General features: G+C 54.4%; 8 protein-coding genes and 1 other annotated feature. Of the genes, 4 read left to right on the top strand and 4 right to left on the bottom strand.

The genetic code is table 11. The features are described 5' to 3' along the window. Positions 1 to 128 precede the first annotated feature (128 nt). On the top strand, positions 129 to 1,844 hold the full coding sequence (acsA, locus tag GHH_RS14210; protein WP_011232280.1) for an acetate--CoA ligase: 1,716 nt from the start codon (positions 129 to 131) through the stop codon (positions 1,842 to 1,844). 355 nt (positions 1,845 to 2,199) lie between these two features. Here the strand turns inward: acsA and GHH_RS14205 are convergent, their stop codons facing one another. Further along, positions 2,200 to 4,950: a transglycosylase domain-containing protein gene (locus GHH_RS14205; RefSeq protein WP_015375639.1), complete on the bottom strand. Its 2,751-nt coding sequence runs from the start codon at positions 4,948 to 4,950 to the stop codon at positions 2,200 to 2,202. A gap of 155 nt (positions 4,951 to 5,105) precedes the next feature. Continuing rightward, positions 5,106 to 5,330, top strand: a binding site (T-box leader). Positions 5,331 to 5,380: 50 nt separating this feature from the next. Here GHH_RS14205 and tyrS point away from each other — a divergent pair. Beyond that, entirely contained in the window at positions 5,381 to 6,640 is a 1,260-nt protein-coding gene (tyrS, locus tag GHH_RS14200; protein ID WP_015375638.1) for a tyrosine--tRNA ligase, read from the top strand. 46 nt (positions 6,641 to 6,686) lie between these two features. On the opposite strand, the gene rpsD is transcribed toward tyrS, so the two are convergent. Then, positions 6,687 to 7,289 carry a 30S ribosomal protein S4 gene (rpsD, locus tag GHH_RS14195; RefSeq protein WP_011232276.1) on the bottom strand — a complete coding sequence of 201 codons (603 nt, stop codon included), beginning with the start codon at positions 7,287 to 7,289 and terminating at the stop codon, positions 6,687 to 6,689. A 310-nt stretch (positions 7,290 to 7,599) separates the two neighbouring features. Between rpsD and GHH_RS14190 the strand changes: the two genes are divergently transcribed. Beyond that, on the top strand, positions 7,600 to 9,459 hold the full coding sequence (locus tag GHH_RS14190; RefSeq protein WP_015375637.1) for a sensor domain-containing diguanylate cyclase: 1,860 nt from the start codon (positions 7,600 to 7,602) through the stop codon (positions 9,457 to 9,459). Positions 9,460 to 9,514: 55 nt separating this feature from the next. Here GHH_RS14190 and GHH_RS14185 read toward each other — a convergent pair whose 3' ends face one another. Together GHH_RS14185 and hisJ are read right to left on the bottom strand one after the other, a co-directional pair. Continuing rightward, positions 9,515 to 9,991: a GAF domain-containing protein gene (locus GHH_RS14185; protein WP_015375636.1), complete on the bottom strand. Its 477-nt coding sequence runs from the start codon at positions 9,989 to 9,991 to the stop codon at positions 9,515 to 9,517. Positions 9,992 to 10,083: 92 nt separating this feature from the next. Beyond that, positions 10,084 to 10,908 carry a histidinol-phosphatase HisJ gene (gene hisJ, locus GHH_RS14180; protein WP_015375635.1) on the bottom strand — a complete coding sequence of 275 codons (825 nt, stop codon included), beginning with the start codon at positions 10,906 to 10,908 and terminating at the stop codon, positions 10,084 to 10,086. Positions 10,909 to 11,103: 195 nt separating this feature from the next. Here hisJ and ezrA point away from each other — a divergent pair, with 195 nt between their 5' ends. Beyond that, on the top strand, positions 11,104 to 12,807 hold the full coding sequence (ezrA, locus tag GHH_RS14175; RefSeq protein ID WP_015375634.1) for a septation ring formation regulator EzrA: 1,704 nt from the start codon (positions 11,104 to 11,106) through the stop codon (positions 12,805 to 12,807). Positions 12,808 to 12,962 lie beyond the last annotated feature (155 nt).

The raw sequence follows: 12,962 nt of genomic DNA, 5'->3' as shown, positions 1-12,962 counted from the left end.
ACGGCGCCGGCTGGTGCGGTTCAAAAAAATTTCAAAAAAGTGGGGACGAGGAATATTTTAAAAATTGAGAAATGGTTTTCAATCGACTATAATAGAAATGTAATCACTTACATAAGGGGGATCGGAGAATGAACACAGAACGGCTTCCTGTCATACAAGGGGACTACAATTTGAAAAACTACGAAGAAACATATAAACAGTTTCAATGGTCGGAAGTGGAGAAAGAGTTTTCTTGGCATGAAACGGGCCGAGTCAACATGGCGTATGAGGCGATCGACCGCCATGCTGAGTCGTTCCGTAAAAATAAAGTGGCGCTCTATTACCGCGACGCGGTGCGGAACGAGAAATATACGTTCAAAGAAATGAAAGAGATGTCCAATAAGGTGGCGAACGTCTTAAAACAGGCGGCGGACATTCAGAAGGGCGACCGTGTGTTCGTGTTCATGCCGCGTTCTCCGGAACTGTACTTTGCGGTGCTTGGGATCATTAAAACCGGCGCCATCGTCGGGCCGTTGTTTGAGGCGTTCATGGAAGGAGCGGTGCGCGACCGTCTTGAAGACAGCGGGGCGAAGGCGATCATTACGACGCCGGAGCTTCTGCCGCGCGTGCCGGTCGGCGATTTGCCGGAGTTGAAGTACGTCTTTTTGGTCGGCGACGGCATTGTCGAGGAAGGGCCGTACATCGATTTGAAAAAGCGGATGAATGAGGCAAGCAAGCATTTCGACATCGAATGGGTCGACCGCCAAGACGGCTTGATTTTGCATTACACATCCGGTTCGACCGGCAAGCCGAAAGGCGTTTTGCACGTCCATAACGCGATGATTCAGCACTATCAAACGGCGAAATGGGTGCTCGACTTAAAAGAAGACGACATTTACTGGTGCACGGCTGACCCGGGGTGGGTGACCGGGACGTCGTACGGCATCTTCGGCCCGTGGCTGTGCGGAGCGTCAAGCGTCATCGTCGGCGGCCGCTTCAGCCCGGATGCTTGGTATCAAACGATCCAAGATTTCGGCGTCACCGTCTGGTACAGCGCGCCGACGGCGTTCCGCATGCTGATGGGCGCCGGCGATGAAGTCGTGAAAAAATATGATTTAAGCTCGCTCCGCCACATTTTGAGCGTCGGCGAGCCGCTCAACCCGGAAGTCATCCGCTGGGGGATGAAAGTGTTCGGCCGCCGCATCCATGATACGTGGTGGATGACGGAAACAGGCGGGCATCTCATTTGCAACTACCCGTGCATGGAAATCAAGCCGGGATCGATGGGGAAACCGATTCCGGGCGTTGAGGCGGCGATCATTGATGACCAAGGAAACGTCTTGCCGCCGTACCGGATGGGCAACTTGGCCATCAAAAAAGGCTGGCCGTCGATGATGAAAACGATTTGGAACAACCCGCAAAAATATGAATCATACTTTATCGGCGACTGGTACGTATCCGGCGATTCGGCCTACATGGATGAAGACGGCTACTTCTGGTTCCAAGGCCGTGTTGACGATGTCATCAACACATCCGGCGAACGCGTTGGGCCGTTTGAAGTCGAAAGCAAGCTCGTCGAGCATCCGGCCGTTGCCGAAGCCGGCGTCATCGGAAAGCCGGATCCGGTGCGCGGGGAAATCATCAAAGCGTTCATCGCGCTTCGCGAAGGGTACGAGCCGTCCGAGGAGCTGAAAGAAGACATCCGCCAATTTGTGAAAAAAGGGCTTGCCGCTCATGCCGCGCCGCGTGAGATCGAGTTCCGCGACAAACTGCCGAAAACGCGGAGCGGGAAAATCATGCGCCGCGTCCTAAAGGCGTGGGAGCTCAACTTGCCGACCGGCGATTTGTCGACGATGGAAGACTGATGAGCGAAAAGCGTCTGGAACATCCGCTGTTCCAGGCGCTGTTGTTCTTTTCAGGCTGGGGCCGAAGCGGGGCGGCTGCAAAGACGGTGATGGAACGGAAAACGCGGCCAACAGCGTGATTTCTCCATTTGAAAAACTTGATACATGCCCGTTTCCTCTTCGCTTAAGAACCATCCATTTGGCGAAAATCGTTGTGCTTTCCCCATCTTCACCAAACAAGAAGGGGTGTCCCAACAAGGATCGGGACACCCTCTTTTCGATCACCATATATACGCGCCAACTCTTTATTCAAAACGAATGGCATCTTCTAAAGAAAGCCAATCAAAGAAAGACAATCTTTTGGGTCAGCTCCTTGTCACTCTACGTCACCCGACGGCGGGGGAGAAGACGGCTCGCCGCTCTTTTGACGACCGGAATTGGGCGGCGAGGCGGACGGCAGCGAAACGAGGTTCGACGGCGCCGATTCCTGTCCGGCGATGTCCACAGCAGTGACGCAGTACGCGGCGCCCGGCTGCAGCGGCGAAAACGAGGCTGCCTCGTCCGCTTTAACAGCGGCGGCGAGGCGTCGTTCCCCCGTTTCGTTCACTAGATAGACGCGGTAGCCGATGACATCCGGCTCGTTATGGCGATTCCAGACGAGCTTGCCCCCTGCAAGCCGAGCGGCGGGTGGAGCCGGTGGACGGCCGTTTTCCTTTAATGTGGAGACGAGCGATGCATCGCCCGCCTGCCCTTCGCCGTTGATCCCCCAATCGGCGAGAAGCTTCGGATTCACGATCACTTCGCGAGTGACAAACTCTTCCGGCGTCGTCTCAAGCGCCACATAGCGGCGTCCGCCGATGACGACGACCCGGCTTTCCATCACTTCCTCGCCGCTTCCTTCCCGCGGTGCAAACTTCGTATTGTACAGATCGTAGCGGACGAGCCCGGCTTTTTCGCACGCGGCCGACGGGCTGAAGCCGCTCGCGGCGCAGTAAGCGCGGCGGACGATGCCGCCTGGCATGAGAAACCGCTTCGGCGGAGCGATGAGCTTCGGGTTTTCTTGATAGGCAGCATTGATCAACCGCGCCCATAACAGCTGGGTGCGCTGGCTGTAGGAAAGCCCTTTGTAGCGGGACTCAAGCGGCGCCGGCCGGTCATAGCCGATCCAAACGCCGAACGTGACGTTCGGATTGACGGCGATAAACCACGAATCGCGCTTGTCTTGCGATGTGCCGGTTTTTCCCGCCCAATCGGCGGAAAAGGTCAAGTAGCGCGGCACCGACGAGGCCGTTCCGCCGTGAAGCACATCGCGCATCATATCGATCATCAAGTACGACGTTTGCGGCGAAAACACCGGGACGGGTTTGCTTTGATGTTTGTAAACGATCTTTCCGTTTTTGTCCACAATCTTCTCAATCATGTAAGCGTCCACGAACGATCCGTAATTGGCGAACGTCGCATAGGCGTTGACGTTTTCCTCGACCGTGACGCCAATGTGCGTCCCGCCGATCGCCAAAGCTGGATTGGCCTCTTCTTGTTTGGCGACGCTCGTGACCCCCATTTTATGCAAATAGTCGATCGGATGGCGGGATCGAATTCTCATATACGTCCGAACAGCCGGAATGTTGAACGATTGCTGCAAGGCATAGCGCGCCGTGACGAGCCCGTGCGTTTTTCCGTCCGCGTTTTTCGGTGTATACGAACCGATCGAAAGCGGCAAGTCGGGAATGATCGTCGCCGGCTGGATGACGCCCATCTCCATCGCCGGCGCGTATACTAAGAGCGGTTTCATCGTTGACCCGTTGGACCGGTGCGCCTGGGTGGCGTGGTTCAACTGCTCGCGCCCATAATCGCGGCCGCCGACGAAGCTGATGATTTTTCCCGTTTTGTTTTCGATGAGCATCGCCCCGACTTCGACCGGTTGGCGATGGGGGATCATTTTTCCTGTTTTCTTGTCTTTGGTGTAATACACATTGTCGCTTCCGTAATACGGGTAGCGGGCGGCGATGCGCTGCATTTGTTCATAAATCTTTTTGTCGATCGTCGTATAAATCCGATATCCGCCTTGGCGCAACGCTTTTTCCGCCTCGCCGAGGTAGCGGCGGAAACGAGCGGGGTCGCGCTTCACCTCTTCCGGCTTATAGCCGTCGCGCTTGGCGAACGTCTCGGCGAGCACCTCTTTCGCCCGCCGCTCAATCTCCATCGTCAAAAACGGATATTGTTCAAACGGCGACGGCTTCGGGGCGGCCAAATGCTTCGCCACATCATAGGAAAGCGCTTCCTTATACTGTTTTTCCGAGATGTAGCCGGCCCGTTTCATCCGGTACAGCACCGTTTTCATCCGTTTCAATCCCGCCGAGAGATCCGATTTGACGCTGCCGTCAGCGGCAAACGGGGTGTAGACGAACGGGTTTTGCGGCAGTCCGGCCAAAAACGCCGCTTGAGCGAGATTCAACTCTTTGGCGTTGACGCCAAAGACGCCTTGGGCCGCGGCTTGGATGCCGGCGATGTTGCGCCCTGAAGAATTGCGGCCGAACGGAACGACGTTTAAATACGCCTCTAAAATGTCTTCTTTGGAAAAAAATTTCTCCAGACGAAGTGAAAGCAGCATTTCTTTCGCCTTCCGCTCAAACGACACCTCGTTCGTCAACATCTGGTTTTTGACGAGCTGCTGCGTAAGCGTGCTCCCGCCGCTTTTGACCGGCGAGTTGGTCAGCTCTTGAAACACGGCGCGGATGACGGCCTTCGGAACGACGCCGTCGTGTTCATAAAAATGTTCGTCTTCGGTCGCGATGATCGCCTGCACGACGTATGGCGACACCTCGGAAAGAGGCACCGCCTCGCGGTCAAGGTCGGACCGGAACCGGCCTAAATATACGCCGTTGGCAAAGTACATGTGGCTCGTTTCGCCGTAATGGTAAATCTCCTTTTTCATCTCGTCGGGCGAGGGAACGGGCATATCTTTGACCAAAAAGGCAAAATAGCCGGCGCCGGCGCCGATGGCAAAGCAGACAAGGCAGAGTGCGGCGACGAGCAAAATGAAGATGACGTTCCAAACCACATCGTATGTAAGGGAAAAATAATGCCACGCTTTTTCAAGAGAAATGGAAAGTTGGTTTCGCTTCATGCCAGCCCCCCTATGCGGCAAGTCATTATATATCAGTATACCATAGGAAGGGGAGGCATTGTGGAATTTTGCTGATTTTTCGCCGTTTGTGCGAAAAGCGTTAGGGTTGACAGCGAGCGCATCGCTATGGTAATAAGAATGTATATATTTCATATGAGAAAGCGATGATGGGAACAAGTAGCGGCTGCCTCCCTGGTGCAGAGAGCTGGCGGACGGTGCGAGCCAGTCCACAGGCAGGCGTGAATTACCTCCCTGAGCAGCGATGGCGAACGTTTTTGGCACCTAGTAGCCATCCGCCGGCCGGCGCCGTTATCCAAATGAGTGAGAAAGCACCATGCTTTCTAAGTAGGGTGGTACCGCGACGAACACTCGCCCCTTCATCACGGGCGGGTGTTTTCTTTTGCATGACATTTATAGAGAGGTGAAGGACATGGATTTGCTTGCGGAATTGCAATGGCGCGGGCTCGTCAACCAAACGACGGATGAAGACGGGTTGCGCAAGCTGTTGAATGAGGAGCGGGTGACGCTCTACTGCGGGTTTGACCCGACGGCGGACAGTTTGCATATCGGCAACTTGGCCGCCATTTTGACGCTGCGCCGCTTCCAGCAGGCGGGGCACCGGCCGATCGCCCTAGTCGGCGGAGCGACGGGGTTGATCGGTGACCCGAGCGGGAAAAAAAGCGAGCGCACGCTCAATGCGAAAGAAACCGTCGAGGCATGGAGCGCGCGTATTAAAGAACAGCTCGGCCGTTTTTTAGATTTTGAAGCGGACGGCAATCCGGCGAAAATCAAAAACAACTACGACTGGATCGGGCCGCTGGATGTCATTACGTTTTTGCGCGATGTGGGCAAGCATTTCAGCGTCAACTACATGATGGCGAAAGAGTCGGTGCAATCGCGCATCGAGACGGGCATTTCATTTACCGAGTTCAGCTATATGATGCTGCAGGCATACGATTTTCTCCGCCTGTACGAGACGGAAGGCTGCCGCCTGCAAATCGGCGGGAGCGACCAATGGGGCAACATCACGGCAGGGCTTGAGCTTATTCGCAAAACGAAAGGCGAGGCGCGGGCGTTTGGCTTGACGATCCCGCTTGTGACGAAAGCGGACGGCACGAAATTCGGGAAAACGGAAAGCGGCACGATTTGGCTCGATAAAGAGAAAACATCGCCGTACGAGTTTTACCAGTTTTGGATCAACACCGACGACCGCGATGTGATCCGCTACTTGAAGTACTTTACGTTCCTGTCAAAAGAGGAAATCGAAGCGCTTGAACAAGAGCTTCGTGAAGCCCCAGAGAAGCGGGCGGCCCAAAAGGCGCTTGCTGAGGAAGTGACAAAGCTCGTGCACGGCGAAGAGGCGCTCAGGCAAGCGATTCGCATTTCTGAAGCGCTCTTTAGCGGCGACATTGCCAATTTGACAGCGGCGGAAATTGAGCAAGGGTTCAAAGATGTGCCGTCATTCGTTCATGAAGGAGGCGACGTTCCGCTTGTCGAGCTGCTCGTTTCTGCCGGCATTTCGCCATCGAAGCGGCAAGCGCGCGAAGACATCCAAAACGGCGCCATTTACGTCAACGGCGAGCGCCTTCAAGACGTCGGAGCCATATTAACGGCTGAACACCGCCTTGAGGGGCGGTTTACGGTCATCCGCCGCGGGAAGAAAAAGTATTATTTGATTCGCTACGCCTAAGAAAAAAGATCCGAAATGCATCGGCATTTCGGATCTTTTTTGCGCCTTAACGCGAGTAGAACTCGACGATGAGCGCTTCGTTGATTTCCGCCGGCAGTTCGGAACGCTCCGGCAAGCGGGTGTACGTCCCTTCCATTTTTTCCGGATTGAACGTCAAGTAATCCGGAATGTAGTTGTTCGCTTCGAGCGCTTCTTTAATCACTTGCAAGTTGCGCGATTTTTCGCGAACGGCGATCGTTTGTCCCGGTTTGACGCGGTACGACGGGATGTTGACACGGCTGCCGTCGACCAAAATGTGGCCGTGCGTCACGAGCTGGCGGGCTTGACGGCGCGTGCGGGCCAACCCTAAGCGATAGACGAGGTTGTCTAGGCGCGATTCTAACAAAATCATGAAGTTTTCGCCGTGTTTGCCCGGCATTTTGCCTGCTTCTTCAAACGTTTTGCGGAATTGGCGTTCGTTCACGCCGTACATATGGCGCAGCTTTTGTTTTTCTTGCAGCTGCAAGCCATATTCCGACAATTTCCGCCGTTGCCCCGGACCATGTTGGCCAGGCGGATACGGACGTTTTTGCAATTCTTTCCCCGTGCCGCTCAACGAGATGCCAAGGCGGCGGGAAATTTTCCACATTGGGCCAGTATAACGAGCCATTCGTTGCTCCTCCTTACGCTTTTATTCCCGTAAAATAAAAGCAGATGTGCGCCAACAATTACGGCCATTTTGTTTTCATGCATCCTCGCTCTCGCAGCTAAGAGTTACACGATGCACCTCGGCGGGTCGAGGAACAAAATGAACCATAAAAGTGGGCACAAAGGCTGCTATATTTTACACAAAGGCTATTATATGATTTTTAGAGGATAAAGTCAACATTTTGTTTCCCTTCTTCTCTATTTGTATGATATAATAAAAGATGCAATTTTTAGAAAAAATTTGTCATCCCATTCTCTCATTTGGAATGATGATGCCGGTTTGGGTGGAAAAGGCGATGAACAAGGAAGAAATGAAGCGGTATGAATCATTTAAACAAAAATTTTTCCACTGGTTTTTAGCGTTTCAGGACGATGGGCCGTTTTCGGCGGCGGCGGGCGAGTTGCTCGCGCTGCTAAAAGAAGAGCTGGCGCTCGAGCAAGCCGTTTTTTATTTGTACGACCCGGTGCGGGCTGCCTTTTATCCGGAAGCGGCCGCGGTTGGGACGCCGGACGCTGGGCCGATCGCGGCTGATGGAGAGCGGAAAGTCGCTGTTGTCGATGCCGGTGGGCCGCATATGGCGGCCCGGCTCTTTTTCATGCTTTCCGATGAGACGCCGGCGATGGTCGAGCTGATGTATCGAAAAGATGGCGGTTTTGACGAGCGGTTGTTGTGGGAGATCCGGACGGATTTGGCGCGATTGTTTCGGAAACTTAGCGCGGTGCTGCAAGGAGAGGGCGAAGAGAAACGGTATGGACAGCTGCATCACTTTGCCGCAAAAATTCATTCCTCGATGCATATCGATGTTGTGCTTGAAGAAATTATCCGCACGCTGCAAAACGTCTATCCATCATTCACCTACCACCTTCTGTTGTCGCATGACAACCATCTGCGCGGAAATTTGCCGATTAAAACGCTTGTATTGGATGAAAGGGAAAAACAGACGGCGGCGTTGCGGGCGTTTTTGACTGGACAAGTGCAATGCGAGGAGATGGAGGCGCCGCCGCGCTCGGTGCTGTACGCCCCGATTAAAGGGGTGCAGGCGGTGTATGGGGTGATTGAAATTATCGCCCCATACGCTGCGCCATTTCCAAAACGAGAGATTCATTTTATTTCGCTGCTGGCGAGCACGGCTGGAAGCGCGCTTGAGAACGCCAAGTTGTATGAACAGTCGCGCCGGCTTGTCGCCGATTTGCAGCTGATCAACGACACAATGCGCCAATTGAACGCCCGGCCGCGGCTTCATGAAGCCATTGAGTACATGGTATCGCAAATCCAACAATCGTTCGGCGCGGATGAAGTCGGTTTTTTCTTGTTTGCCGATGGCAAGTGGGAGCTTTTTCCAGGCAGCACGCCGTTTTTTTTCGACCATCGGTCCGAGCCCTATATCGAATGGGTGGAAAAGCGGCGCCAAAGCGGAAATGACATTTTATTTGCCGGCGATGTATGCGTGTCCGCTTTCGGTCCATTTCGCTCCATCATGGCGGCGCCGATGCAGCAAAACAAAGAAACGAAGGGACTGTGCATTGCGCTCGCCAGCGAGCCGTACCGCTTTACGTTTGAGATGTTCAAGCTCTTGGAATCCCTCGTTCAACATTCAACGCTGGCGTTTATGAACGCGATGCTGCGCGAAGAGCTCGAGAAGATGGTGGTCACCGATTATTTGACAAAGCTGCATACGCGCCGCTACTTGGACGAGCGGATCCAACAGTCGATGGGAACCGATGCGTCGGGAGCGTTCATGTTGCTTGACATTGACAACTTTAAGCAAATCAACGATGTGTACGGCCATCAAACAGGCGATGAAGTGCTTGTTCAAGTGGCAGAGACGATGCGCGCCAACATTCGCGACAGCGATGTGGCGGCGCGTTGGGGCGGGGAAGAGCTGGCGGTGTATTTGCCGAACGTGCCGCTGTCCGACGCCGTTGCCGTCGCCCGGCGCATCATGGAAAAAGTGCGGGAGCAAACGATCCCGGCGGTGACCGTGTCGTGCGGCATATCATGGTGGGGGCATGGCGGCTTTCAAGATGCAGAGCAGCTGTTCAAACGAGCCGACGCCGCGCTTTATATGGCAAAAGAGACGGGAAAAAACTGCATTTTTGTGCACGATGACTGTCATTTGTATAAGGTGTAAAAAAAAGGAATCCGGGCAAGCGGATTCCTTCTTCGCGCTTGGTGCGCTTTTTTCGTCAGGCGGACATGAGCACGCTGGCAAACTGCTCCAAGTAGCGGCGGTCGATGTCATCGAAGCGGTTTTTCACCGGGCTGTCGATGTCAAGAACGCCGATGACGCGTCCGTCTTTGATGAGCGGCACGACGATTTCCGATTGAGACGCTGCATCGCAGGCGATATGGCCCGGGAATTGGTGAACGTCCGGAACGACCACCGTCCGCCGCTCGGCGGCCGCCGTGCCGCACACCCCCTTGCCGAACGGAATGCGCACGCATGCCGGCAAGCCTTGGAACGGGCCAAGCACAAGCTCCTCGCCGTCTGCGAGATAAAACCCGACCCAATTGATGTCGGTGAAAAACTGGTTGAGCAAGGCGGCTGCGTTCGCCAAGTTGGCGATGAAGTTGGGTTCCCCGGAAATGAGCGATTTCAGCTGTTCGATGACGAGCGCGTAATTTTCTTCGCGTGTTCCGTTGTAAGCCATGGGACGAAACATAGAACTAGCCTCCTTTTTCATCATGGTTGGAGCAGGACTCTGGCCTCAACATCCAGCAGGATGCAAGCAGGGAAATGGCTGATTCGCCTATTTTATGACGGCTGCGGGCGGTTGTCAACCGAAAGCGCCTCGCGGTCCATCCTCTCCCGTCCTTGGTGCAAGTCGGCGGCGCGATGGGCGTCGGATCCGTAGACGATCGGGATGCCCCGCCGCCGCGCCTCGGCGATCACGCCGCCCGGCGGATACGGCTCAAGGCAGAGCGGTTTGGCGGCGCCGGCGCCGTTGTAGTCCAATTCATAGCCGAACTGCTTGATGTCATCGAGAATGGCAACAATCCACTCATCCATTGGTTCCAAGCATGGGAAACGGCGTTGGAACTTGCGCACAAGCGTCATATGGCCGATGCGTCTCGGTTTGTAGCGGCCAAGCTCCGTGCGGATCGATTGCCGCACCGTTTCGTAGTAGGCGCGGTGGACGCGTTCGACCGATCCGAACAAGCGGACGATGTCGGCGAACATATCTTCGCTGTAATCAAGGCATACATATTGCCCTTCGTGGGCCAAAAAGTGAACCGATAAAATGCTGTCGTCAAGCAGCGGGCCGACCTCGTCGAGCAGGCGGGTTGTTTCTTCCTCAAAGCCAGGAATAAAATCGACTTCGAGCCCGACACGGATGGCAATGTCGTTTCGGTAGCGGGCTTTCACCTCAGCGACGGCGTGCAAATAGCGCTCAAGCTGGCTAAGCTTCATCGAACAGTCCTGGTTGGGCGTTGGATCGATAAACCGCTCAGGAAGCGGGGCGTGCTCCGTAAAGGAAATGTCGGTATAGCCCAGTTCGATCGCGCGCTCTACATAGGCCTCAAGCGGATCTTGGCTTCCGTGCGGACAAAACGGCGTATGAATATGCCCGTCGCGCATGATCGATTTTCCTCCTTTCTCCCTTATGTATCATAGCAAAAATAGTGAAGATTCTTGTAAAAAAAATAAAAATTTTGGTCAAAAAATGTCGTTAACATGGTATCATAAAAACATTGAAAAACATATATTTTTGCCTTCTCCGCTATTTTCGTTTGTTCGATAGAAGTAGCTTGAATGCAAGGAGGGCATCAGCGGATGGGAATGGCATGGATCGTTCTGCTCCTCGGAGCGGGGGCAATCATATATAATCATGTGTACCGGAAGCGGATGTACCGGGAAATCGATCGGCTCGAGGAATGGAAAATCAACTTGATGAACCGGCCGGTGCCGGATGAGCTGGCGAAAGTGAAACAGCTGAATATGACAGGGGAGACGGAGCAGCTGTTTGAACGATGGCGCCAGCAATGGGACGACATTGTGGCAGTGAAGCTGCCGAATGTGGAAGAACAGCTGTTTGACGCGGAGCGGCTGCTCGACAAATACCGCTACCGGCAGGCGCGCCGGCTGCTTGGGCAGATCGCCGACGGATTGCGTCGTCTTGAGGAAGAAGTGCATGAAATCATTCATGAAGTGAATGAGTTGATCGGCAGCGAGGCACAAAGCCGGGCGGAGATCGAGGAGCTGCGTGCGGCTCACCGGGAAGCGAAAAAGGCGCTGCTTGCTTACCGTTATACGTTCGGTTCGGCTGCCGACTTGCTTGACGTCCGTTTAACGGAAGCGGAAAAGCAGTTTCAGCGGTTTGCCGAATTGACGGAAGCCGGCAACTATTTGGCGGCGCGCGATGTGGTTCTGACGTTGAAGGAAGAGCTCGGCCGGCTCACATCCATGATGGAAGAAATTCCTAAAATTCTTGGCGAATGCCAAACGTCGTTGCCAGCTCAGCTCGCTGAGTTGGCTGATGGCTATCGAGAGATGGAAGAGCGCGGATACATCCTTGACCATTTGCACATGGAGCGCACGCTTCAGGAAAAACGGGAAAAAATCGAGCAATGTCTGGCCATGATCCATGAGCTGCGCATCGAAGAAGCGAAGCAGATTGTCGCTGAGCTGAAAGAAGAGATCGACGCGCTCTACGATTTGCTCGAAAACGAAGTGCTCGCGCATCAATATGTGCAAACGGAAATGCCGCGCCTCAGCGGCATGCTTCAGGAGCTTGCCGCCGAGGCGAAGGAAACCGAGGCCGAGGCGCTGTTCGTCCAGCAAAGCTACCATTTGGCGCCAAGCGACCTCGAAAAGTACCGGAGCATCGAAAAGCAGCTGCACCAGTTGCAAAAGCGGTTTTTTCTCATTCAAGACCGCGTTGCCGAGGCGAAAACAGCGTATTCGCTCCTGAAAGAGGAGCTTGAGCAGCTTGTGTCCCAAATCGACCTCATGAAGGAAGAGCATGAACAGTTTCGAACGATGCTGCAGACGCTGCGCAAAGACGAATTGATCGCCCGCGAAAAGCTTGACGGCATGAGAAAAACATTGGCCGAGGCGCTCCGCCTTGTGCAAAAAAGCCGGCTGCCGGGGCTGCCTGAACCGTATGCGCTTGAATTGGCGGAAGCGAGACGCAGCTTGCAAGCCGTTGCCGCGCGTCTTGAAGAAAAGCCGCTTGACATGCCGGCGGTCGACCAAGCGTTGGAGGAGGCGAAAGCGGCTGTGGAACGGTTGTATGAGCGGACGGTGGAAATGATTGAACAGGCGACGCTGGCGGAGCGGACGATTCAATACGGCAACCGCTACCGACGCCGCTATCCAGCGGTCCGCAAAGGGCTGGAAGAAGCCGAATTTTTATTTCGCCATTATGATTATGAGGAGGCGCTCCGGCAAGCGGTGGCGGCCGTTGAAGAAGTCGAGCCGGGCGCGTTTGACCGTGTGCAGAAATTATGGCAGGAGGATAACAGCCGGGAACAGTGATAAACCACCCGATCACGAGTATTGATTATCCATTATTTTACTAAAAAACACAGCACAAGCTTTTCTGCCTCTTCTCTCGAACAGGAACGAAGCCCGGAATATTTTGAATGAGGGGGCTTCGTTTGCTGTCTTCGTAAGGCAGCCAAACCGTGGGA

The organism is Geobacillus sp. GHH01 (assembly GCF_000336445.1).
GTDB lineage: Bacteria > Bacillota > Bacilli > Bacillales > Anoxybacillaceae > Geobacillus > Geobacillus zalihae.
Note: the sequence above shows the minus strand (reverse complement) of the source record. Positions and strands in the feature narration are given on the sequence as shown.

Bases quoted from the DNA above. Each gene is read 5' to 3' on its own strand.
- acsA (WP_011232280.1), top strand. From the start codon at position 129: ATGAACACAGAACGGCTTCCTGTCATACAAGGGGACTACAATTTGAAA.
- GHH_RS14205 (WP_015375639.1), bottom strand. From the start codon at position 4,950: ATGAAGCGAAACCAACTTTCCATTTCTCTTGAAAAAGCGTGGCATTAT.
- tyrS (WP_015375638.1), top strand. From the start codon at position 5,381: ATGGATTTGCTTGCGGAATTGCAATGGCGCGGGCTCGTCAACCAAACG.
- rpsD (WP_011232276.1), bottom strand. From the start codon at position 7,289: ATGGCTCGTTATACTGGCCCAATGTGGAAAATTTCCCGCCGCCTTGGC.
- GHH_RS14190 (WP_015375637.1), top strand. From the start codon at position 7,600: ATGCCGGTTTGGGTGGAAAAGGCGATGAACAAGGAAGAAATGAAGCGG.
- GHH_RS14185 (WP_015375636.1), bottom strand. From the start codon at position 9,991: ATGTTTCGTCCCATGGCTTACAACGGAACACGCGAAGAAAATTACGCG.
- hisJ (WP_015375635.1), bottom strand. From the start codon at position 10,908: ATGCGCGACGGGCATATTCATACGCCGTTTTGTCCGCACGGAAGCCAA.
- ezrA (WP_015375634.1), top strand. From the start codon at position 11,104: ATGGGAATGGCATGGATCGTTCTGCTCCTCGGAGCGGGGGCAATCATA.